Origin of the sequence: Yersinia enterocolitica subsp. enterocolitica, from assembly GCF_901472495.1 — a bacterium.
In the GTDB taxonomy this organism is placed as follows: Bacteria; Pseudomonadota; Gammaproteobacteria; order Enterobacterales; family Enterobacteriaceae; genus Yersinia; species Yersinia enterocolitica.
The window spans coordinates 4,274,877-4,298,275 of the sequence record NZ_LR590469.1; the positions used below are offsets into that span (position 1 = coordinate 4,274,877).

Genomic DNA, 23,399 nt, shown 5'->3' on the forward strand with positions numbered 1-23,399 from the left:
CTGCACAGAAAAGGCGCAAATTTGCACTTTTTCTGTGCGTTTAGCCTGCACTGACTCAATCACTTTCCTACCCTTTCTTTATCCTGCCCATGCTGGTTATTCAGCACTAAATAAAAATAGATCTTTAACTACAGTCAGTTACTGAAAACCCCTTCACTTATTTTCTCCCTTGATGCTTGCTGGCACAGTTCATGCTTATGTCATTACATTCAAGTTACTTGAATACACTTCACACTACTTTAAATGGGGCGGCAATCATGACACGACGTAAACAGGCGATACCTCTGTGCTGGGCAATGCTGTGTGCTGCCAGCGTATTCTCTGGCGCGGTTCACAGCGCAGATTTGCTGGACAAAATTAAAGCCGATAAGACGATAACCATTGCAACTGAAGCGCGTTATGCACCTTTTGAGTCGGTAGAGAATGGCAAGATTGTGGGGTATGACGTTGATTTAATGAATCATATTTTGCAGAAAAGCCTGCCGGGTGTTGAAGTTAAGCAACTTGATTTACCTTTCCAGGGCATCTTGCCCGGCCTTGATGCCAAGAAATTCGATTTTGTCGTCACCGCCGTGACGGTGAACAAACAGCGTATGGATCACTTCGCGTTTACTGTGCCAATTGCCGAATCGACTGTAGCGTTACTCAAGCGTGGCAACGATAGTTCTATCAATTCGTTAGATGACTTGAGTGGCAAGGTGGTCGGCTCTCAAGCTGGTTCGGGGCAGCTCCAGGTGTTGCAAGAGTTTGATAAAAAACTGAAAGCCAGCGGTAAGCCGGGCATCAAAGAAATTAAACAGTATGTCTCTTTCGACGAAGCCTATGCGGATCTGGCGAACCAGCGCCTGGATGGTGTCGCCCAATCACTCGCCAACCTTGGCCCATTGATCAAAACCCGTCCGGGCGTCTTTACCACCCTGAAACCCATGTTAGGGCCAACCACCTATTTTGGCTGGGTTGGGCGTAAAGGAGATGACAGTGCAACCTTGGTGAAGCTGTTCAGCGATGGCATCAGTGAAGCTAACCGCGACGGCACCATGAAAGCATTACAGCAGAAATGGTTCGGCTTCGTGATGGATGTTCCGGCCGACCAAATGCCCGCGCCAAGTTTGTAAGAGGACTGATGATGGGGGAATTTTTCCAATTACTGAGGTCGTGGCTGCCGATGTTGATAGACGGCGCGGTGACCACCGCCTCGCTGTGCATCGTGGCTATTGTTGCCGGTTTCTTTATCGGTGTGGTGATTTACCTGATGGAAAGCGGCCACTCACGATTGGGAAGAGGGTTCGCCCGTATCTATATCAGTTTGTTTCGCGGCACGCCGGTTCTGGCTCAGGTTCTATTGTGTTTTTACCTGCCGGGGGAGTTGGGATTGTCACTTCCCGGTTATCTGGCTGCGGTGTTGGCACTCACACTCAATACCGCAGCCTATCAATCACAAATCTTACGCAGTGGTTTTAATGCTATCCCGCCGGGGCAGTTAGAAGCCGCGGCAATGTGCGGATTAAGCCCGCGCCAGGCCTTGTGGCATATCCAAATTCCACAAGTGTTGCGCCTGACCCTGCCATCACTGATTTCAGAGTTAATTGATGTGATTAAGGCCTCGGCAGTGGTATCGGTCATCGCCATCACCGATTTGATGCGGGTGGGGCAGCAGTTGGCATCGGCGACCTACCGCCCATTAGAGGTGTATATCGCGATTGCGTTGTCTTATCTGGTGCTGACCAGCTTGCTGGCACTGTTAGGCAACTATGTTGAACGGCGCTGGCATAAGGAGAGCCGATGAACGATTTCTTCCTTTATCTGCCGGACTTTGCTCGCGCATTGGGTGTCACGCTGGGTATTAGCATGAGTGCGGCGATCATCGGGGCTTGTGCCGGGTTTATCTTGCAGGCGGTGTGCCGTAATAGCCGCTGGTTGTTCTGGCCCTGGCGCACCTATGTGTGGCTGATTCGCGGTACACCTTATCTGGCACAGCTAGCGGTGTTTTATTTCGGTTTACCCGCTATCGGTGTGACGCTAAGTGCAGTTGAAGCCACGGTGATATCGCTGGCTATTTACAGCTCTGCTTATTTTGGCGAAATCTTCCGCACCGCGTGGAAAAGCATCGGGCACGGGCAGTTGGAAGCGGCGCAAGTACATGATATTTCAGCGTGGAAAAGTTTTTGGCACATCCAGACGCCACAAGCTTTGCGCTTTAGTTTACCGCTGTTGGGTAACCAGTTCATTTTGACCATTAAAGAGAGCGCCGTGGCATCGATTATCACGGTGCCGGAGTTGACCATGACCACTGGGCAGATAGTCGCCAATACCTACACCTATATTGTGCCTTATACCTTGTTGATCCTCAGTTATTGGCTGCTGGCGCAAGGTGTCAGTGTTGGTGTGCGCTTACTCAGCCGTCAGGCCATAGAGGGATAATATGACGAGTCACGAACCCATTATTGAATTACGCCAGCTAGGCAAATCCTTTGCGGCTAATCGGGTGTTGGCAGGAATTAACTTGACGGTCAATGCAGGTGAAATTGTCACCTTAATTGGCCCCTCTGGTTCAGGGAAAACCACCGCGTTACGTTGCATGAATTTCCTCGAAGCCTATGACGAGGGTGAAGTCCTGATCAAGGGGCAATTACTGGGTTATAGCAGTGCCGGGCGTGAAGCAAAACACCGTGATAGTGCGGCGTTAATTGCTGAAGTGCGCCGGCCACTGGCGATGGTATTCCAGCAATTCAATTTGTGGCCGCACATGACGGTGCTGGAAAATGTCTGTGCGCCCTTAATTCTGGGGAAAAAACTGCCACACGATGAAGCGCGCAAAAAAGCGGCCGCGGCATTGGCTCAGGTCGGGATGTCGGATAAGACGCAAGCTCGTCCGTCGCGATTATCCGGCGGGCAGCAGCAGCGGGTAGGCATTGCCAGAGCATTGGCTCTGGAGCCTGAGTTATTGTTACTTGATGAGCCGACCTCCGCCCTTGACCCAGAGCGGGTGGAGGAGGTGCTGGATGTCATTAAGGCACTGGCAAACAACGGCATGACCATGGTGATGGTGACACATGAAATGTCGTTCGCTGCCAAAATTTCGTCCCGCGTGGTGTTTATGGCTGACGGCTCAATTGTTGAAAGTGGTGCGCCCGCGACTTTATTCCGCCAACCGCAGACTGACCGGTTGAAATCATTTCTTGCGCCGTGGTTTAAACGGCCACTGCAACTGGATGAACCGGAGGCCGAACATGCTTAATCGCGCAGGTGTTCAGGTTGCCGGTCATGTTAGCCAACAGCGCTTAATGGATAAATTGGCGCAATTAGCCCGCTTTGGAGCGTTGGAGAACGGCGGTGTTAATCGACAAGCTTTATCCGCTGAAGAATTAGAAGCCAGAGCATGGCTCATTGACTGGGCCTATACATTAGGCTGCGAAGTGATGACTGATGACTGCGCAAATCTGTTTATTCGCCGCGCCGGTCGTGAAGATTTACCGCCGGTAGTGACGGGCAGCCATATTGATACTCAACCCTGCGGCGGCAATCTTGATGGTTGCTATGGCGTCATTGCCGGTATGGAGTGTTTGAGCGCTCTGGCTCAGGCCGGAGTCACTACTTTGCGCCCGATTGAAGTGGCGGTTTGGATGAACGAAGAAGGTAGCCGATTCTCTCCCGGAGCCATGGGGTCGAGTGTCTTTGTGCAACCGCAGCGTTTGGCAAATTATCTGAATAATCAGGATGCACAGGGCGAGACTTTAGTGCAGGCGCTGACACGCTGCCATCAGCGTTTTCTACATTTACCACGTCGTGCCACCTTGCCCTTGGCGGCTTTTGTCGAATTGCATATCGAGCAGGGACCGGTACTGGAACAAGCCAATCAGCCGTTAGCACTGGTGCAAGGTATTCAGGGCGTGCGTTGGTATCAGGTCACCTGTCTGGGGCAATCGGCCCATGCAGGCACCACGCCGATGTCGGATCGCCAGGATGCGATGTCACTGGCCCGCCAGACAGTTCAGCAATTGGAACAACGAGCCACCGCACTGCCAGCAGATGAATTACGTCTGACTTTTGGCCGCTGGGAGATTGAGCCAAATGCCATTAATACCATTGTCGGTCGTGCCACCTTCACCCTCGATTTCCGCCATGCCAGTCCTACGGTATTAGCACAGTTTGATGATTGGATGCAGCAGATAGCTGCGGATAACGTGGTAGTCGAGTGCGTATTCAGTCATGCACCGGTGGTCTTCAATACACAGCTATTGGCACAACAATATGCTTGCACCCAGGCATTAGAGATAGAAACCGCGACGCTGACTTCCGGTGCATTTCACGATGCGATGCATCTGGCCAGTCATTGCCCGACCAGTATGTTTTTCGTTCCCAGCCATAACGGCATCAGTCATAACCCGGCTGAATATACAGACCCTCAGTATCTGTACCTCGGCGCGAAGGCTTTAGCCTGTTGCCTGACAGAACTGGCAAATCAACCCATAGGAGTTACTCATGAGCACCCACACTTATCCTGCTTGCTGTGAAAAAGACAACGGTAGCGCGCTGGGCACTAATGCCACGTTATCCTCGCCCATTTCTGTTGATGGGACGCCGGTGATTGGCGAAGTGTATACCGTTCCTGCCCGCTGTGGCCGGGCGGTGCGCTTAAAAAAAGGGCAGGTTATCCGCATTATCAACACGCCCGGTAGTCAGGTGTGTGACACCTGGTTATTTAATAGCGCCGATCTGAGTGAGTTCTCATCAATGGAACACACTCGTGCATTTATTGATAAAATCATTCCTCAGCCGGGAGATGCACTGGTCACCAATCAGCGCCGCATCATCGGCACATTGCTGACTGATACCTCGCCGGGGGTGCATGACACGCTGATTGCGGCTTGTGACCTTTATCGCTATAGCAACATGGGGATCACTGAATACCACGACAGTTGTGCCGATAATATGCGCTTAGCGTTGAACGCGATCGGGCTACGTGCGCGTGAAGTGCCACAACCCTTGAACCTGTGGATGAATACACCCGTCAATCCGGATTACACCATTTCCTGGTTACCGACGGTGAGCCAAGCGGGTGATTATGTTGAGATTCGTGCCGAGCTGGAATGCATTGTTGTGATGTCTGCTTGCCCGCAAGACATTGTGCCAATCAATGGCTGTAACCCACAGGATGTGCATTTTAGCGTCGCTGAATAAGGGTACATTGCGTTCTGTATTGATAACGTTGCCCGGCAAGGATACGCCGGGTGTTTGAATTTCTTTGAGCAGCAGATATCAACTTATGAAAAAAAACGGCGATAACAGCGGTTTTGTTTTATCTGATTTAGGGATGCGTTTACGTCATGCCCGTGTGGCGCAGGACATCACGTTAAAGCAGCTAGCGCTCAAAGTGGGATGCTCAGAGAGTTTATTGTCGAAACTGGAAAATGAGGTAGCGTCGCCCTCGCTGGCCATGTTGCACCGGCTCGCCAGCGCGTTGGAAACCAATATTTCGGATTTGATGGCCGAAAGTTGGGTGGCAGACTCACCGGTGTTGAAACCGGAGCAGCGCATCCGTAAACGGTTTATGCACCGTAATAAGAAAGGTGGCATTGCGCTGGAAAATCTAACTCATCATCACAAGGGCGGGTTGTTACAGGGAAATATTCATATTATTGAGCCAGGTGTCGCCAGTGACGGGCAGATAGAACACCACGGTGAGGAGATGGGATACGTGCTGGAAGGGGAAATTGCCCTGTATTTAGGTGAAGAGACCTATACCCTCAGCGTGGGTGATTCCTTTTATTTCCCCAGTAATGTACCCCACGGTTATCGCAATATTGGTCAGTCAGCCGCGAAGGTGTTGTGGGTGAATACGCCGGTGACCTTCTAATTCTCCGTCATCTTTCAGGTTGCAGGTGTGTTGGCTGCATTCGAACCCCCGAATCACTTACTTGAGTAAGCTCATCGGGATGCTCTTATTTGCCGCCTGCCTGCACCACGAAAGCTATAGGAGAATGCTATATGGATGTTGTCTTTCACATTGCAGGTGTGTTGGCTGCATTCGAACCCCCGAATCACTTACTTGAGTAAGCTCATCGGGATGCTCTTATTTGCCGCCTGCCTGCACCACGAAAGCTATAGGAGAATGCTGTATGGATGTTGTCTTTCACATTGCAGGTGTGTTGGCTGCATTCTGGTCAATAAAAAGCCGCCATTGGAACTTCTTCCAGTAGCGGCTTGGTTTGTAACACTAATAGTGGCGGTTAGCTTCTATTACCCCGCGCCGCAATAATGGCATCGGCCACATTACGTGGCGCTTCAGCGTAATGTTTGAATTCCATGGTATAAGTCGCGCGGCCCTGTGACATGGAACGCAATACCGTGGAGTAACCAAACATTTCGGATAACGGCACTTCGGCACGGATAATTTTTCCGCCCCCGACCATCTCTTCCATCCCTTGCACCAAGCCACGGCGAGAGGAAAGGTCGCCCATCACATTACCGGCATACTCTTCCGGTGTTTCCACCTCGACACTCATCACTGGCTCCAGAATCACCGGTGAGGCGCGTTTGGCGGCTTCTTTGAAACCAAAGATAGCGGCCATTTTAAATGCCAATTCTGATGAATCGACTTCGTGATAGGAACCGAATGTCAGAGTCACTTTCACATCCACCACCGGATAACCAGCTAGCACCCCGGTATTAGTGGCTTCGAGCACCCCTTTTTCGACCGCGCCGATAAATTCACGCGGCACCACGCCACCTTTAGTCGCATCGACAAAAGCAACACCGCTACCCGGTTCCTGAGGTTCGAGGGTAAAGACCACATGACCATATTGCCCTTTACCACCGGACTGACGGACAAATTTACCGTCGACATCGGTCACGGTCTTGCGCACTGTTTCGCGGTAAGTGACTTGCGGTTTACCAATATTGGCTTCCACACCGAACTCACGTTTCATGCGGTCGACAATGATCTCCAGATGCAACTCCCCCATACCGGAGATAATGGTCTGGCCTGATTCCTCGTCAGTCCGAATGCGGAATGAGGGATCCTCCGATGCCAGCCGTTGCAGTGCGATCCCCATTTTCTCCTGATCTGCTTTAGTTTTCGGTTCAATGGCTTGCGAAATAACCGGCTCAGGGAATTCCATCCGCACCAGGGTTATTACCGCATCCGGGTCACACAGCGTTTCTCCGGTGGTCACATCCTTCAACCCCACACAAGCCGCGATATCACCAGCACGGATTTCATCCACTTCAATCCGATTATTGGCATGCATCTGCACAATACGGCCAATACGCTCTTTCTTACCGCGAATTGGGTTGTAAACACTGTCGCCTTTACTCAGTACGCCGGAATAGACGCGCACGAAAGTCAGCTGACCGACATAGGGGTCAGTCATTAATTTGAACGCCAGCGCCGAGAATTTTTCGTTATCATCGGCTTTACGGCTGACTTCATTTCCATCTTCATCGGTGCCACTGACCGGCGGAATATCCACTGGCGAGGGCATCAATTCAACTACCGCATCTAACATGCGCTGCACTCCTTTGTTCTTAAAGGCGCTGCCGCACAACATGGGCTGGATTTCACCGGCAATGGTCCGAATACGCAGACCTTCGGTGATTTCATCCACCGTCAGGTCGCCGGTTTCCAGATATTCTGTCATCAGCGCTTCAGAGGCTTCAGCCGCCTCGGAAACCATTTTCTCGCGCCACTCATTGGCTGTCGCCAGCAAGTTTTCTGGAATTGGCTCATAGCTAAATGTCATGCCTTGAGACTCTTCATCCCAAATAATGGCGCGCATAAGTCGTAAATCCACCACACCAGTAAAGTGTTCTTCACTGCCGATTGGTATCACAATGGGCACTGGATTAGCTTTCAGACGATCAATCATCATCTGGCGTACGCGGAAAAAATCAGCGCCGGGGCGGTCCATTTTATTAACGAATGCCAGACGTGGAACACGGTATTTATTGGCCTGCCGCCAGACGGTTTCCGATTGTGGCTGCACACCACCGACTGCGTCATACACCATGACCGCACCATCAAGTACCCGCATAGAACGTTCCACCTCAATGGTGAAATCTACGTGCCCAGGGGTGTCGATAATATTGATACGGTGCTCGGGTAAGGTTCTGTCCATACCTTGCCAAAAGCAGGTCACGGCAGCCGATGTAATGGTAATGCCACGTTCCTGCTCCTGCGCCATCCAGTCAGTTGTCGCGCCACCATCATGCACTTCACCCAGCTTATGACTGACGCCGGTGTAGAACAAAATGCGCTCGGTAGTGGTGGTTTTACCAGCGTCGATGTGGGCGGAGATACCGATGTTGCGATAGCGCTCGATAGGAGTTTTACGTGCCATATTAAGTCCTTAAATGGTAATGGCAATTTCGGGGTGGGCGGTTTGATGCCCTACCGGGAAGTTGTGAGTTTAAGTTCAGCATTGCTGCTAATGATCATGTGATCGCCACTAGTATAGTCCCATTGTTCGAATATACACGTACAATTTAATTATTTGTTCTGAAACTATGCAATAATAGCGAGGAGCGATGACTGAGGGTGCTTCCATCATTGCGCTAGAATTATTAGTAGGGTCAAAATGGAGTATAGGCTATATTGCCGCCCGCTAAGGGCCGTTTGATTTGGCCGAACCCGGTAGTTTGGTGGGGGATTTCCCAGCTGACTGTCACTTATTAATAGGAACACTATGATTGCAAATCACCCTGAGCGTGAGCAGATCCGTTTGGAAAATGTGCTGACGGCTTTAGGTAATCCGCTGCGGTTGGCTGTGGTACGCAGACTGGCAGCAGGGGGCGAACATGCATGTGGTACTTTGGTACACGGGCTATCTAAATCGACCTTAACCCATCATTGGCGGGTACTGCGTGAAAGTGGTGTTATCTGGCAACGACCATGCGGGCGTGAAAGTTTGTTATCACTGCGACGTGATGATATTGATGCCCGCTTCCCCGGCTTGTTGGATGTGCTACTAAGTGCAGTCGAGAATGATGCGACCACTGATGAGTCAACGGCAAAACATCTGCCGGGGGAGTGAGTTGAGGGCGGCAATATATTTTCCGCCCTCGCTCAACAGGTTAAATCTCTTGGGCGTGAGCTAAAACAAAATCTTCAGCTGCTTTTGACCACAACCCGTCAGTTTTACGCAAAATAGCCTGTAGCTCTTGTAATAGCGGTGAATCTTGCTGGTGGCTCATCAGTTCACTCAATGATGTCAGCGGCATATTTTTGCCGGTGTAAACCAACTTCTTGCCACCGATAATTTGCGGTAAATTCAATGTGGTTTCTGCCGCGTCATTTAGCCCAAGAATATGAGATACCACTTTGCCTGCATTCACTTTCTTCGCTTCAATTAACTTTACTGCTTCTCTCATGTCGTCGGTATTGCCACCCGAGGTGCCAACATAATGGGTAAAGGAATAATGGATGTCGTAGAAATTAACCGACGCCATAAAATTCTTATCCTGTGGGCCGGCAAAGAAATTAAAGCAGCCATCGGGTGCTAATAGGCTTGAAGCTAATGTGACCAATTCAGCTGAAGGGACGAACACAAAGATATCGTCATAACCTTTACCCTCGGTCAGGGCCATTAAACGTTCAAACTGATCATCAGTTTGTTTAGTATTGAGATAATGCACTCGCGTCTGTGGTTCACTCGGATACAAGCGGGCGGCATAATCCAGCTTTTGCTGGTGGCGGTCTGTAACAACCAATAATTGCGGATTAATTGGCCCGTGCAGTGCGTAATCAATGGCTAATAATCCCATCGGGCCGGTACCGCCAAGAATCAACACATTACCGCCAGGCTTGATTCCCATTTTATGCTGATAAGTACCGGGAACCAGATGATAATTGGCATTAAATGCACCGATAACACAAGAAAGCGGCTCGACCAATGAACCCTCAAAATAACTTTCCCCTTCATATGGTAGTAAGCAATCTTGTTCCATCACTTCATTGGGAATAACCACATGGGTGGCCTCACCTCCAACATAGGGGAAAGAATATCCGGGGCAATCTGGGCGGTCGGGTAATTGCAAATTAGCCTGAATAACATAACGGCTGCCGGGTTTGAATTTATGCTGCCATTTCTTACCGACTTGTAGAATATCACCGCAAAATTCATGACCAATAATAATCGGATTTTCCGCCACATTATCCGGCACTTTTTTATGGTCAGCGCCCAAATTGGCTTCTTTCCATGAAGAGAGGCAAATACTGTCGGTTACCACTGTTGCCAGAATTTCATCGTCGCCGATTTCCGGTAAATCAAAGCTTTCCAGACGTAAGTCATTTTTACCATATAAACGCAGTGCTTTAGTTTTCATGTGGAACCACCTCAATTATTTTTCAAATATAAAACTTCAGGTCGAATAAAAAACTTCAAGTCGAATAAAAAAACTCCCCGGCATTAATTAGGAAAGAATGCCAAGCCATGAGCCTACAATTCCGAGGCCAAACAGGGAGAAGATGAGCCAGATAGGGTTAATTTTGCGTTTGAGCAAACGCATCATTAATAGAGTAAGACCCAGTGCTAATAAACCTGGGCACAGCTGATCGAGAATATTTTGTACGGTCATGGTTACTGTTGTGCCGTCGTGGCCCGGTGTTTTCGATATCACCAGCGGCACATTGATACTGGTCCATTTGGTGACCAATACCCCCATGATAAACAAGCCCAGAATCGAGGCACCCTCGGTCAGTTTTTGCAGCACATTTCCGCCAAGATCTTTGACGATGTTGATACCCTTAGTGAAACCGTATTGCAGGCCGAACCATTTCAGGGCCAGGCGCACGGAGTTGAAGGACAAGAAGAAAAGAATTGGCCCTAGCACATTGCCGTTCAATGCCAGCGAGGCTCCCAGGGCGGCAGTGATGGGGCGCAAAGTGCCCCAAATCAGTGGGTCACCGACCCCGGCCAGCGGCCCCATCAGCCCAACTTTCAAGCTATTGATCGCCCCCTCATCAATGTCAGCGCCATTGGCTCGTGCTTCTTCCATGGCGGCGGTGACGCCGATCACTGGCCCGCAGACCGCCGGAGTGGTGTTGAAGAACACTAAATGGCGTTTCAATGCGGCAATTTGGTCTTCTTTTAGCGGATACAAGCGCTTGATTGCGGGTACCATGTCATAGCAGAAACCCAGGCCATGAATACGTTCATAGTTAAAAGAGGCCTGTTGCAAGTTGCTGCGTAAAAACATTTTAAACAGATCAGACTGGGTTAATCGTTTGTTTAATGTGGTCATGTCGGCGTCTCCTAATCTTCTAATTCATCAAGTTTGGCTTGGCTGGCTTGCGCTACAGGCGCGGCCGGTTTCTGATAAAGCGGGTTTAACTGGATATACAGCAAGGCAATGATCAGACCGATACCGCCGAAGGCGAGTAGGCTGAATCCGAGGTAACCGCCGACAATAAAACCGAGGAAGAAGAAGGGCATAAGGTATTTCACCCCCATCATGTTGAGCACCATGGCGTAACCGACGACGACGATAAACCCGCCAGCAATTTGCAACCCATGAGTCACTACAGTTGGAATTGCATTAAGCATATGGCTAACGGTATCGGCACTCACAAAGATAGAGACGATTAAGACCGGAATGGCGACCCGCATGGCCTGAACCAGCAATGCCGACACATGCATAAAATCAATCATAGCGAAATTGGCTTTTTCAGCAGCCCGATCGGCGGCGTGTTGGAACGCCACGGTGAGGGTACGGGCAAAGACAGTCAGTACCTGACCTGCTGCGGCTACCGGCAGGGCAATAGCGATCCCGGTGGCAATATTCTGATGGCCGACAATGACCAGAATGGTTGAGATAATACTGGCGAGCGCGGAGTCTGGGGATTGCGCAGCACCGACGTTCATCCAACCAAGGGCAATTAACTCCAGTGTCCCGCCGAGGATAACGCCGGTGGTCATATCACCCAGAATCAGTCCGGTAATGGTGCAAGCAATTAATGGCCGGTGAGTTTGGAATTCATCCAACACGCTGCCGATACCGGCAATGCATGAGAAAATAAAAATTAAGATTATTTGTAGTAAACTTATTTCCATGGTGGACCCCTTTGGACAATACACTCCCATGGCTACATAGCCGTGGGTTATAACTAAATAGTTGTATTGACCAGGTTAAGTAATCGGATTTAAATGTTTAATAAAACCTGGGTTATTACTTATATTTCAAGTGAAGTGTTGTTATTTAGACCCCAGCTCGCGTAACTTTTTAATCACATCCACATCAGGGTCGGAAGTGACTACCCGTAAATCTAAATGAACACCGCGTTCTGCTAATGCATAAAAAGCGTTAATGTCATTTTGATCAACTGATACCGCTTTGGTCAATTGTGTTTTCCCATGTTTAAAGGCCATGCCGCCAATATTAATAACATCAATTTTTATGCCCTGATCTATCAATCGTAAAACATCTGTTGGATTAGTAAATAAATAAAACACAGTGTCATTGATATAATTTGGGTTGTGATACACCGCTACCGCCTTTTCAATATTAACGACATTCACTTTTATTCCCGGTGGTGCTGCCTGTTTTAATAATGTTTTCCGAATTTCATCGTTATAAACGTCGTCACTACAAATAATAATACGTCCAGCTTTAGCTTCTTTGGCCCAAACCGTGGTGACCTGACCATGAATCAGCCGGTCGTCAATTCTTGCCAGATTGATTTTCATATAAAGTCGGCCTCTTCTTCTTCGTTATTTTGTTGGTGACGGAATGACTGCACGCACTGTGTGCCAATGTCGAGTAAATAGTCTGTCAGCTCTTCAGCCGCCATCACTTGCTGGTTATCGGCAATTTCTAGTGCTAATGGTAGAGATAATCCACTGATAACCTGAATACGACTATTACTGAATGCCAGGCGCGCGGCGGCGTTATAAGGGCTGCCACCTTGCAAATCGACGGCAATTAGCCAGGAGTCATGTTGATTCTTTGCCATGACATCCTGCATTTTATTTACTAAATTTTCGGCATTTTCACCTCGGTTAAACAGCAGCGGGGTAATATTCTGTGTTTCGCCATATACCATATTGACGGAATTGAGCATTGAAACCGCTAAGTCACCGTGAGCACAAAAAATGACGTTAACCATTATGCCTCCTGTTAGCCTGAATTTGGACAATACTCAGCCACACACGCATATAATGTTGTGGTGAGCTATTTGGGGAAATGCTTCCCCATATTTATAATTTATACTGTGAGTGCCAGGATCTCCTTGGCAGTTTCTTTGGTGGTTACCAAACTATTAATATATTTTCCTTTAATAGCGCCGATGATCCCGCTAATTTTTTCATGGGAGTGCGCAATCCCAATGGAATAACGCGCCTTTTTAATTTTGTCTAATTGAATGGTAATGGTTTTATTCGAAATATAAGTTTCTACCGGATTACCTTGTAAATCATAAAAACGTGAGCAGATATCACCGGCAACTTGTCGGTCATTAAAGTGATCAATTACATCGCTGCCATAAAAGGCACGCCAGGTAGAATTGCCAGAAATATTAGGTGAACCAATACCAAATATAGCGATATCCAGCCGCTGCCAATAATCTGCAATAGCCTGATAATGCTGAGACTGCACTATTCCATCGCGAATAACACTCTCTTCCAGAATCGCCGGAAAATCGATCAGCAATGACTCACCTTTTAATTTCATCGCGGCGCTGTAGACCAGCGTATTCACATGAAAGCGGCTTTCCAATTTACCTGAAGGGCCACCGACCATTGGGATACAAGTTAATTGGCGCGATACTGGCGAGGTATCCATTTGCTCAACCAGTGTGGCAATAGCACTGCCCCAGGAGAAGCCCAGAATATCGCCATTTTCAATAATTCGGTTTAGCAGTGCGCTACACTGTTTTGCCATCAAGATCAGTTGTTGTTCTGGTGATTGGTCTTGCTCGGACGAAACGACAATTGCCTCGCGTAATTTAAAGCGCGATTTCAACTGCTGTTCCAATAACAAATTTTCGTTATAGTTGTAGTTGATTGAAATAGTGACAATGCCTTGTTCGCGCACTCTCTTAAGCATGCGGCTGATGCTGGTGCGATAGATTCCCAGCGCCTGCGCTATCTCAGCTTGCGTGAAATTTTGCTCGTAATACATTTGTGCAATTTTCACCATCAGGCGTAGATCATCGCTCTTTTCCATTTCAGCCTCTTGCACATTTGTGCAAATGTCATTAAGTTATCTATGACCAGATATAATCACTTTCTATTTTTTAAGTCAAAAGCACAAAATAACGCCTCTCTCTGAAATTGCACAATAATTCCCTAATACAATCGATGAAATTAATTTCTGATATCGCACAAGTGTGCAAATATCTTTAATTGTTTGATTTATATTAATTAAATAGAAAAGTGATTTTTGTGTTCGACTACTTTATTCCGGACAAATTTTGGATTCTGATCACATTTTTATTTTGCGTGATGTGGTCGGTTTTGCACATATGTGCAGAGCAGTGTAAAAAAAAGCCCTGATATTAATTATCAGGGCCGGTTTCACTCAGTTTATTTAACCGCAGCGGTTACATTTTGATGCTTGGATCTGTTGGAAGAAATCATTGCCTTTATCATCTACCAGAATAAAGGCTGGGAAATCTTCGACTTCAATTTTCCAGATGGCTTCCATACCCAGCTCAGGGTACTCCACACATTCCAAACTCTTGATACTGTTTTGCGCCAAGACGGCTGCGGGGCCGCCAATGCTGCCCAGATAGAAGCCGCCGTGCTTGTGGCAAGCATCGGTGACTTGCTGGCTGCGGTTGCCTTTTGCCAACATGATCATGCTGCCGCCGTGGGATTGCAGCAGATCAACATAGGAATCCATGCGCCCTGCGGTGGTGGGGCCAAGTGAACCAGAAGCATAACCTTCCGGGGTTTTCGCCGGCCCTGCGTAGTAGATCGGATGATCTTTAATGTATTGCGGTAAACCTTCGCCGTTATCCAGCCGCTCTTTTAATTTGGCATGAGCAATATCACGGCCAACAATAATAGTGCCGGTCAGCGACAGGCGGGTTGATACCGGATACTGTGACAGCTCTTTTAAGATATCGGCCATCGGGCGGTTAAGATCGATTTTAACCACTTTGCCTTCGGTGCTATGGCGCAGGTGCTCAGGGATATATTTTCCTGGGTTTTGCTCCAATTTCTCCAGCCAGATACCTTTGCGGTTAATTTTACCTTTGATATTCCGGTCAGCCGAGCAGGAAACCCCCATGCCAACTGGGCAGGAGGCTCCGTGACGCGGCAAACGCACCACCCGTACATCATGAGCAAAGTATTTACCGCCAAATTGCGCGCCCAGACCTAAATCCTGTGCTGCTTCCAGCAGTTCTTGCTCCAGTTGGATATCACGGAAAGCTTGCCCGTGCTCATTGCCTTCGGTTGGCAGACCATCGTAATACTTGGTGGAGGCCAGCTTAACAGTTTTGAGCGTGCTTTCTGCCGAGGTGCCGCCAATAACAAAGGCGATATGGTACGGCGGGCAGGCAGCTGTCCCCAAGGTACGCATTTTCTCAACCAGATAGTCTTTCAGCTTACCCGGAGAGAGCAGAGCCTTGGTTTCCTGATACAGATAGGTTTTGTTAGCTGAGCCGCCACCTTTGGTGACGAATAAGAATTTATAATCTTCACCCTCAGTGCTGTACAGGTCGATTTGCGCTGGCAGGTTGGTGCCGGTATTCACTTCTTGGTACATATCCAGCGCCGCGTTTTGTGAGTAGCGCAGATTGTCTTCAATGAAAGTGTTATACACACCGCGTGATAGGGCTTCGGCATCATTCCCGCCGGTCCAGACGCGCTGGCCTTTTTTTCCCACGATAATAGCGGTGCCGGTATCCTGACAGGTCGGCAAAATCCCTTTGGCTGAGATTTCAGAATTGCGCAGGAATTGCAGGGCAACATACTTATCATTTTCGCTGGCTTCCGGGTCATCCAAAATGGCAGCAACTTGTTTTTGGTGAGCGGGGCGGAGCAGGAATGAGGCATCGTGGAAAGCATGTTGGGCGAGGAGGGTCAGGGCTTCAGGTTCGACTTTCAGCATGTCGTGACCTTCAAACTGTGCGACCGAAACATGATTATTACTGACAAGGTAATACTCAGTATCGTCTTCCTTTAACGGGAAGGGATCCTGATAGTGGAACGGTTTGTTTGACATATTTTTCTCACATTCAACATCAGTTAGCGAAAGCGTTCGATAACAGAAACAATCGATAGAAGAACCAAGCCGATATTTTTTGTTTCCCCTTCGAACTTGAAGCTGCAGGGGGGTTAGCGGCGCTCCAATCTCTTTGGGGATATGACTTTAACAAGAATTTTACTATAGATTGTCGGTGCGAGGCGATGGCTCCACCCTCTTTATAAAGGGTGGATCTCATTTTCCGCACTTATCGATGGTACAGGCAGGATGATGGTGGGACACTGACCGACCGCCAGTATATAACACTGCAATAACTGGGCTTTTTATCACTAAATTATGCATGCGGGATAAGCTATAACTTATTGGTAATACCCATTGCAGTTGACACCAGCAGTGGTTGAGTTATCTCGCTAGAGAATATATCCATATTAATAAGATGGATTTTGTTATTGATATATTAACTTTGTCTTTCTTTAGTCCAGTCTTCTATTGAGAGGGTTGGAACCATTGAAAACGTTTTATCGTTTTTCACTAAAATGGCACTAAGGCTGATTGCATGAGCAGCAATCAATTGATCCAACGCCCCCATGACATGTCCTTTCTTTTCCATTTTCATCACGGCGAATGTAGACTTTATCGGTATCGGTATCGGTATCGGTATCGGTATCGGTATCGGTATCGAATTCGAACTCGAATTCGACAGGTGATCTAACTGATTGATTTATAGGGTTTTTAAATAACTTCGCGACTCTATCCATTATTTATCCCCTTAGCTTTTGGCCTATGCCTTGGCATTGTCAAATTTTGACTTATGCCAAGGTGTGATTTTTCCACCTCTATTCTTATGCTTCCACTCCCCAATCGACTAATTTGTGACCGGCTTCTACTTTCCTTGCTCTCATGTTGGACAAGCCGTGGGGCGTTTGTATTATTACATTGAATATAAATTTAATGGTGAATATATATTCAATGCGGAGCAAAATAATGAAAAATACCCTACTGAAATCCTGTCTTACCGCAGCATTGATCTCAATGGCGGGGGTTGCTGGTGCTGCCAGTAACGGCCTGATCGCCATTATCACCCCATCCCACGATAACCCGTTTTTCAAGGCGGAAGCCGAAGGTGCCAAAGCTAAAGCGGCGGAGCTGGGATACACCGTATTGGTGGCGTCTCATGATGATGATGTAAACAAACAGAACCAACTATTGGAAACCGCTATCGCCCGTAAAGCCAAAGCGATCATTCTGGATAATGCCGGATCGGATGCCACTATCGGGCCGTTGAAAAAAGCCAAAGCCGCAGGTATTCCCACCTTCCTGATTGACCGCGAAATCAATGAAACCGGCATTGCAGTTTCACAAATCGTGTCCAACAACTATCAGGGGGCACAGCTCGGTGCTGAGAAATTTGTCGTCCTGATGGGGGGCAAAGGCAAGTATGTTGAATTACTGGGCCGTGAATCAGATACCAACGCACACGTGCGTTCACAGGGTTATCACGACGTGATCGACGAACATAGCGACATGAAGATGGTCGCTCAACAGACTGCAAACTGGAGCCAGACTGAAGCCTTCAACCGTATGGAGTCCATTTTGCAGGCTAACCCAGATATTACTGGGGTGATTTCGGGTAACGACACTATGGCGTTAGGCGCTGAAGCCGCATTAAAAGCAGCAGGGCGCAATGATGTGATTGTGGTCGGATTTGACGGTAGCGACTATGTCCGCGACTCCATCATCAATAAAGGCAATATCAAAGCCACCGTACTTCAGCCAGGTTGGGCACAAGCCCAGATGGCGGTGGTTCAAGCTGATAAATATCTGAAAACCGGTGCCACCGGGCAAGAAGAAAAACAGTTGATGGACTGCGTATTGATTGATGAAAACAATGCCAAAAACCTGAATGTCTTTGCGCTGAAAGAGTAACTCCTTAAGCAAGGTTTGCTAACACGCGCATTTAAAAGGCAATGAGGGGCGTACCAGCCCCTCCTGACAGGAGGCAGTATGTGGTTCAGTGTCCTATCGAAAGCCGGCGGCTTGTTGGTTATCAGCACCGTATTAGTGGCTTGTACCGTGGTGGATTTGGATGAAAACGGCAAACCGATTCTACCGGTCGATCCGAATGCGGTGGTCAGCGACTATAACCAATCACCGGACAAAGTCGCCTCCACCATTTGGGTGAGCAAAGTCATGCCATTTGCCAACAGCAACGCTCTCAGTTGGCAGCAAGTGAAACAACAGAATCAACCAGCAACAGGGAAAAATAGCCAAAGTCATTTTGTTCGCTTCAACGGCAAAGTGGTGGAGGTAGAAACAGAAGGGCGGGAAGGGGCAATAAGAGTGGCAGTCGAGGGCGATGAGCAAGTGCTGCAATTGGGGCCTATCGTCAAAGGCAATGCTATTCGTGATGCATCAACCTTTATCCGCTTCGAAGATTTTAAAAATCAGGTGCAATATGCCCAGCTTTCCAAGGCGTTGAGTAAAAGAGCTTTACAGGATGTGGCCAAACCTGATGCCAGTTGGGTCGGCCAGCAAGTTGAAGTATTGGCTGCGGTGACAGTGGCTCCCACCGGCTTGAGTAATGCGGTACCGCTCAGTCTGAGTAAGGAGAGCCACTAATGAACCATCGACCTGACATCGTCATGCGTGCTGAGGACATTTCGATGCGTTTTCCTGGCACATTGGCGTTAGATGCCGTCAGTTACCATGTATATCGCGGCAAGGTGAATGTGATTATTGGTGAGAATGGTGCGGGAAAATCCACTCTGATGAAGATTCTGGCGGGGGTGCAGCAACAAACTTCCGGCCAGATTTACCTCAACGAGCAGCCGGTAACCATTGCCAATACCCGTGAAGCGGCAGCATTGGGTATCGGCATGGTGCATCAAGAACTGAATTTGTCAGAAAATCTTAATGTTGCGGAAAACATCTTTCTGGGACGCGAGATTCAGCAAGGTTTGAAGCCGATCAATCAGGCGGCGCAGGAATTGATCGCTGAACAACTGATGGCACGTCTTGATCAGGCTATTTCACCCAAAGAAATGGTGTCGAACCTGAAAGTCGGTCAGCAGCAACTGATTGAAATTGCTAAGGCTCTGGCTGAGCAGGCAGATATTTTGATTTTGGATGAGCCAACTTCGGCGCTGAGCAAAACTGAAGTCGATATTTTGTTCCGGGTGATTCGTGAACTGACGCGCCAAGGCGTTTCTATCGTCTACATTTCGCATCGGTTGGAAGAGCTGATGGCCATCGGCGACTATATCACTATCCTGCGCGATGGCCGTTTTCAGGCGGAAGCCGCCGTCAAAGATATTGATGTACCGTGGATTGTGCGTGAAATGCTGGGTAGTGATCCGGTTTCCAGCTTCCTTCATCCCGACCGGACTTTCGGTGCACCAATGATGGAAGTCGATAACGTCACTTTAATCAATGAATCCGGTAATACCGTGGTGAATCAAGTCTCGCTGCAAGTGCGTGCTGGTGAAATCGTGGGTATTTATGGATTGATGGGGGCTGGGCGCACCGAACTGTTCGAATGCCTGCTGGGCACGCAACAGAGCTATCTCGGCACTATTCGGCTCAATGGCACCGCCATCAGTGCCAAAACCTCAACCGCAGAGCGCATCCGCCTTGGCATGAGTTTAGTGCCGGAAGATCGCAAAAAAACCGGTATTTTCCCGGTGTCATCGGTGGCTAATAACCTGACCATTTCCAGCTTATGGCGTCGGTTGAAACACCGCTTTGCCATCTGGCAGGAGAGTGAATCACAGGTGGTTGCCTCGGTGATTGGCGACCTGTCTATCAAAGTCTCTTCACCTGAAGTGGAAATTCAGGCGCTCAGTGGCGGCAATCAGCAAAAAGTCGTCATTGGCCGCTCATTACTCACCCGTCCGAACATTTTGCTGCTGGATGAACCGACACGGGGCATTGATGTCGGTGCGAAATCGGATGTGTTTGAAATGATGGTGAAACTCTCTGAGCAGGGGATCGGCATCCTGTTTTCCACCTCAGATCTGAAAGAAATTATGGCGGTATCAGACCGCATTCTGGTGATGTCGAACGGCAAGCTGACCGCGAATGTTTCCCGTCAGTCAGCCAATGAATCGGCATTGGTTACGGCAAGCGCACAAGGGTTTGAATGATGAAAGCAACAACTGGCACTGCGTTGGCGAGTCACCAGCCCGGTGGAGCGTCGTGGTCACGGGAAAATATGCTGCTGCTTCTGCTCAAGATGCGCACCTTTATTGCCCTGTTCCTGATCTTGGGTTTCTTCTCTGTCATGGTTCCGGGGTTTTTGGCAACCGGTAGCCTGATCATTATGGTCAAGCATATCGCGATCAATGCCTTCCTCGCGTTGGGTATTACTTTTGTCATTATCACCGCAGGGATTGACCTTTCTATCGGGGCAACCTTGGGGCTGTGCGGCATGATTGCAGGTTGGATGATCACTCAAGGTATTGTTTTACCGATGTTTGGTATTGCTATCTTCCCGAGCGTCTGGGTGGTAGTTCCGGTGGTATTGGTTATCGGAGCACTGATTGGTGCGGTTAATGGTTGGATCATTACCCGCTATAACGTTGCCCCGTTTATCTGCACCCTCGGCACCATGTATGTGGTGCGCGGTGCGGCGATGCTGATTTCTGGTGGTGAAACCTTCCCCGGCTTACAAGGGAATCCACAACTGGGTAATACCGGCTTTGACCTGTTGGGGTCTGGCACCTTGCTGGGCTTGCCGATTGCCATCTGGATCATGTTTATTCTGGCGCTGGTTATTGCTTATGTTGCCCGCCGACTGCCTTTTGGCCGCCATGTTTATGCCATTGGTGATAACGAACGAGCCGCAGAGCTTTCTGGCGTCAAAGTGCGGCAGGTTAAGGTGTGGGTCTACACCATATCGGGCTTCTGCGCAGCTATTGCCGGGATCATTGTTTCCGCTCAGTTGGTGGCCAGCCACCCAGCCAACGGCAGCGGTTTTGAGATGAATGCCATCGCCGCCGTGGTACTGGGCGGGACTTCTCTGGCCGGAGGCCGGGGCACTATTCTCGGTACGCTGATTGGCGCATTTGTTATCGGTATTCTGGCTGACGGTTTAGTGATGATGGGGGTTAGCGAATTCTGGCAAATGGTAATTAAAGGTATCGTGATTATAGTGGCGGTCATTATCGATCAGATGCAGAACCGGATGCAGCACAAAGCGGCGATTGTCTCGCAAAAGTCCACTGTGATGGCGCAAGTTGGGAAGAGCGAACAGGCATAAAGAATAGGCAAAACAGGTCGTTGTTGCCTATTAGCTACATAAACAGATTAGCTACAGAAATATATTGGCTACATAAATAGATTGGCGACAGAACACGAAGATGTCACGCCGGAGGGCGATTTCCGGACAGGCTTGATGAAAGCTATTTTTTAGCACCATCAAGAATAAATATTCGGTAATGAGTAAAGATTCAGTTATCGATAAAATTTAAGAGAGGTAATGTCATGAATCCGTATTCACTGTCAGTCGATGAGCTGGTGAAAAAGGCTCGGGCCATCCGTCGCCGCATCGTCCTGCTTAATGCGAACAGCCCCGCAGGGGGGCATACCGGTGCTGATCTTTCACAAGTAGAGATTCTGACTGCACTCTATTTCCGTATCCTCAATTGTGCGCCAGACCGACTTACCGATCCTGAGCGCGATATCTATGTTCAGTCTAAGGGGCATGCGGTCGGCGGTTATTACTGCTGTTTGGCCGAGGCGGGTTATTTCCCCGAAGCGTGGTTGGCGACTTATCAGCACGCCAACTCACATCTCCCTGGGCACCCCGTCAAACATAAAACTCCAGGTATTGAATTAAATACCGGTGCTTTGGGGCACGGCTTACCGGTGGCGGTGGGGATTGCACTGGCAGCAAAACGAGCTAACAGCAAACGTCGGGTATTTGTACTGACCGGTGATGGTGAACTGGCCGAAGGCAGTAACTGGGAAGCTGCATTAGTGGCTGCTCACTATCAGTTAGACAACCTGATAATCATTAATGACAAAAACAAACTCCAACTGGCAGGTACTACCAAATCCATTATGAACACCGATCCGCTGGCGGATAAGTGGCAGGCATTTGGCCTACAAGTCACTGAATGCCAGGGCAATGATATGCAATCAGTGGTGAGCGCATTGGAGGGATTACAAACGAACGGTAAACCCAACGTGGTGATTGCCAACACCGAAAAAGGTGCCGGTATCTCCTTTATTCAAGGGCGCGTGGAGTGGCATCACCGGGTGCCGAAAGGTGCTGAAATTGATCTGGCGCTGGAGGAATTGAGCGATGAGTAATGCAGAACATTTGGCCGCAGTGATGGTTGAGCAGTTTATTAAAGCCGTGGATAACGGGGTGGATTTGGTACCTGTGGTCGCTGACTCCACTTCGACGGCGAAAATTGGGCCGTTTATAGCCCGTTTCCCAGACCGAGTCGTTAATGTCGGGATTGCCGAGCAGGCGATGGTGGGCACGGCGGTAGGGTTATCCATGGGGGGAAAAGTGGCAGTAACCTGTAATGCCGCGCCCTTCCTGATTTCGCGCTCCAACGAACAGCTCAAAATCGATGTTTGCTACAACAATAGTAATGTAAAACTGTTTGGTTTGAACTCAGGAGCCAGTTATGGGCCGTTGGCGAGTACTCACCACTGTATTGACGATATCGCCATTCTACGCGGTTTTGGCAATATTGAGATTTATGCCCCTTCCGACCCGCAAGAGTGCCGCCAGATAATTGATTATGCTCTGGCGCATATTGGGCCGGTTTATATCCGCCTCGACGGTAAATCTTTACCGCCACTGCATGATGAACACTACCAGTTTGCTCCCGGCCAGATTGATGTTTTGCAGGAAGGGCAGGATATTACTCTGGTAGCTATGGGTTCTACAGTTCATGAAGCTGTTAGTGCAGCTGCGATACTGGCAGATAACAACGTTTCTGCTGCGGTGGTCAACGTTTCTTCGATTCGCCCATGTGATACTCAAAAGCTGTTAACCATCCTCCAAAACAGCCAACGGGTGATAACCATCGAAGAGCACAATATTAATGGCGGTGTGGGCAGTCTGGTGGCTGAAGTGCTGTCCGAAGCAGGTAGTGGTATTCCATTGGTGAGACTCGGTATTCCTGATGGCGGTTATGCGATTGCGGCCGACCGAGCAGAAATGCGAGCTTATCATGGTTTTGATGCCGCAGGCATTGTGGCTCGTGCTTTGCGGTTTTGCCGGGGAGAGTAAT

The 23,399-nt window shown here is 48.9% G+C and carries 22 protein-coding genes and 1 pseudogene; 14 read left to right on the forward strand and 9 right to left on the reverse strand.

Going from position 1 to position 23,399, the window contains the following annotated elements:
• Window positions 1–257: 257 nt before the first annotated feature.
• The 7 genes from FGL26_RS20090 to FGL26_RS20120 all read left to right on the forward strand — a co-directional run bounded on the left by FGL26_RS20090 (window position 258) and on the right by FGL26_RS20120 (window position 5,857).
• Window positions 258–1,115 (forward strand): transporter substrate-binding domain-containing protein, encoded by an 858-nt coding sequence (locus FGL26_RS20090; protein WP_005167356.1) that lies wholly within the window; start codon window positions 258–260, stop codon window positions 1,113–1,115.
• A gap of 8 nt (window positions 1,116–1,123) precedes the next feature.
• A complete protein-coding gene (locus FGL26_RS20095; RefSeq protein WP_032902501.1) occupies window positions 1,124–1,786 on the forward strand; it encodes an amino acid ABC transporter permease in 663 nt (220 codons plus the stop codon).
• Complete coding sequence (locus tag FGL26_RS20100) at window positions 1,783–2,421, forward strand: amino acid ABC transporter permease (protein WP_005167359.1); 639 nt, start codon at window positions 1,783–1,785, stop codon at window positions 2,419–2,421. Before FGL26_RS20095 ends, FGL26_RS20100 begins: the two co-directional genes overlap by 4 nt.
• Before the next feature lies 1 nt (window position 2,422).
• Window positions 2,423–3,238 (forward strand): amino acid ABC transporter ATP-binding protein, encoded by an 816-nt coding sequence (locus FGL26_RS20105; protein ID WP_005167361.1) that lies wholly within the window; start codon window positions 2,423–2,425, stop codon window positions 3,236–3,238.
• The gene (locus FGL26_RS20110) at window positions 3,231–4,514 is read left to right on the forward strand and encodes a M20 family metallo-hydrolase (RefSeq protein WP_032912591.1); all 1,284 of its coding nucleotides are present in this window, start codon (window positions 3,231–3,233) and stop codon (window positions 4,512–4,514) included. Before FGL26_RS20105 ends, FGL26_RS20110 begins: the two co-directional genes overlap by 8 nt.
• Window positions 4,483–5,181, forward strand: a complete 699-nt coding sequence (locus FGL26_RS20115) for a DUF1989 domain-containing protein (RefSeq protein WP_005167365.1) — start codon at window positions 4,483–4,485, stop codon at window positions 5,179–5,181. Before FGL26_RS20110 ends, FGL26_RS20115 begins: the two co-directional genes overlap by 32 nt.
• Window positions 5,182–5,266: 85 nt before the next feature.
• A complete protein-coding gene (locus FGL26_RS20120; protein ID WP_005167367.1) occupies window positions 5,267–5,857 on the forward strand; it encodes a cupin domain-containing protein in 591 nt (196 codons plus the stop codon).
• 373 nt (window positions 5,858–6,230) lie between these two features.
• Here the strand turns inward: FGL26_RS20120 and fusA are convergent, their stop codons facing one another.
• Window positions 6,231–8,339, reverse strand: a complete 2,109-nt coding sequence (gene fusA / locus FGL26_RS20125) for an elongation factor G (RefSeq protein WP_005167370.1) — start codon at window positions 8,337–8,339, stop codon at window positions 6,231–6,233.
• A gap of 345 nt (window positions 8,340–8,684) precedes the next feature.
• Between fusA and FGL26_RS20130 the strand changes: the two genes are divergently transcribed.
• The gene (locus tag FGL26_RS20130) at window positions 8,685–9,032 is read left to right on the forward strand and encodes an ArsR/SmtB family transcription factor (protein WP_005167372.1); all 348 of its coding nucleotides are present in this window, start codon (window positions 8,685–8,687) and stop codon (window positions 9,030–9,032) included.
• 40 nt (window positions 9,033–9,072) lie between these two features.
• Here the strand turns inward: FGL26_RS20130 and FGL26_RS20135 are convergent, their stop codons facing one another.
• The 8 genes and pseudogenes from FGL26_RS20135 to FGL26_RS20170 form a co-directional block, all read right to left on the reverse strand.
• Entirely contained in the window at window positions 9,073–10,323 is a 1,251-nt protein-coding gene (locus FGL26_RS20135) for a zinc-binding dehydrogenase (protein ID WP_005167373.1), read from the reverse strand.
• Between the two features lie 87 nt (window positions 10,324–10,410).
• Entirely contained in the window at window positions 10,411–11,241 is an 831-nt protein-coding gene (locus FGL26_RS20140; RefSeq protein WP_005167375.1) for a PTS system mannose/fructose/sorbose family transporter subunit IID, read from the reverse strand.
• A gap of 11 nt (window positions 11,242–11,252) precedes the next feature.
• A complete protein-coding gene (locus FGL26_RS20145) occupies window positions 11,253–12,050 on the reverse strand; it encodes a PTS mannose/fructose/sorbose transporter subunit IIC (protein WP_005167377.1) in 798 nt (265 codons plus the stop codon).
• Window positions 12,051–12,191: 141 nt separating this feature from the next.
• Window positions 12,192–12,683: a mannose/fructose/sorbose PTS transporter subunit IIB gene (locus FGL26_RS20150; protein ID WP_005167379.1), complete on the reverse strand. Its 492-nt coding sequence runs from the start codon at window positions 12,681–12,683 to the stop codon at window positions 12,192–12,194.
• Window positions 12,680–13,102 (reverse strand): PTS sugar transporter subunit IIA, encoded by a 423-nt coding sequence (locus FGL26_RS20155; RefSeq protein WP_005167381.1) that lies wholly within the window; start codon window positions 13,100–13,102, stop codon window positions 12,680–12,682. Before FGL26_RS20155 ends, FGL26_RS20150 begins: the two co-directional genes overlap by 4 nt.
• A gap of 98 nt (window positions 13,103–13,200) precedes the next feature.
• Window positions 13,201–14,160 carry a sugar-binding transcriptional regulator gene (locus FGL26_RS20160; protein ID WP_005167383.1) on the reverse strand — a complete coding sequence of 320 codons (960 nt, stop codon included), beginning with the start codon at window positions 14,158–14,160 and terminating at the stop codon, window positions 13,201–13,203.
• A gap of 363 nt (window positions 14,161–14,523) precedes the next feature.
• Entirely contained in the window at window positions 14,524–16,167 is a 1,644-nt protein-coding gene (gene fumA, locus FGL26_RS20165; protein ID WP_005167385.1) for a class I fumarate hydratase FumA, read from the reverse strand.
• A gap of 439 nt (window positions 16,168–16,606) precedes the next feature.
• Window positions 16,607–16,759 (reverse strand): annotated as a pseudogene (locus FGL26_RS20170) (VapC toxin family PIN domain ribonuclease); the annotation flags it as partial.
• A gap of 374 nt (window positions 16,760–17,133) precedes the next feature.
• On the opposite strand from FGL26_RS20170, the gene FGL26_RS20175 reads away from it, so the two are divergent.
• The 6 genes from FGL26_RS20175 to FGL26_RS20200 all read left to right on the forward strand — a co-directional run bounded on the left by FGL26_RS20175 (window position 17,134) and on the right by FGL26_RS20200 (window position 23,398).
• Window positions 17,134–18,075 (forward strand): D-ribose ABC transporter substrate-binding protein, encoded by a 942-nt coding sequence (locus FGL26_RS20175; RefSeq protein WP_005167397.1) that lies wholly within the window; start codon window positions 17,134–17,136, stop codon window positions 18,073–18,075.
• Between the two features lie 78 nt (window positions 18,076–18,153).
• Window positions 18,154–18,768: a DUF2291 family protein gene (locus tag FGL26_RS20180; RefSeq protein WP_005167399.1), complete on the forward strand. Its 615-nt coding sequence runs from the start codon at window positions 18,154–18,156 to the stop codon at window positions 18,766–18,768.
• Window positions 18,768–20,291: a sugar ABC transporter ATP-binding protein gene (locus tag FGL26_RS20185; RefSeq protein ID WP_005167401.1), complete on the forward strand. Its 1,524-nt coding sequence runs from the start codon at window positions 18,768–18,770 to the stop codon at window positions 20,289–20,291. The genes FGL26_RS20180 and FGL26_RS20185 overlap by 1 nt, the downstream gene beginning before the upstream one ends.
• On the forward strand, window positions 20,291–21,406 hold the full coding sequence (locus FGL26_RS20190) for an ABC transporter permease (protein ID WP_005167403.1): 1,116 nt from the start codon (window positions 20,291–20,293) through the stop codon (window positions 21,404–21,406). The genes FGL26_RS20185 and FGL26_RS20190 overlap by 1 nt, the downstream gene beginning before the upstream one ends.
• A gap of 224 nt (window positions 21,407–21,630) precedes the next feature.
• The gene (locus tag FGL26_RS20195) at window positions 21,631–22,461 is read left to right on the forward strand and encodes a transketolase (protein ID WP_005167405.1); all 831 of its coding nucleotides are present in this window, start codon (window positions 21,631–21,633) and stop codon (window positions 22,459–22,461) included.
• Window positions 22,454–23,398, forward strand: coding sequence for a transketolase family protein (locus FGL26_RS20200; protein WP_005167408.1), 945 nt, complete (start codon window positions 22,454–22,456; stop codon window positions 23,396–23,398). The genes FGL26_RS20195 and FGL26_RS20200 overlap by 8 nt, the downstream gene beginning before the upstream one ends.
• Window position 23,399 lies beyond the last annotated feature (1 nt).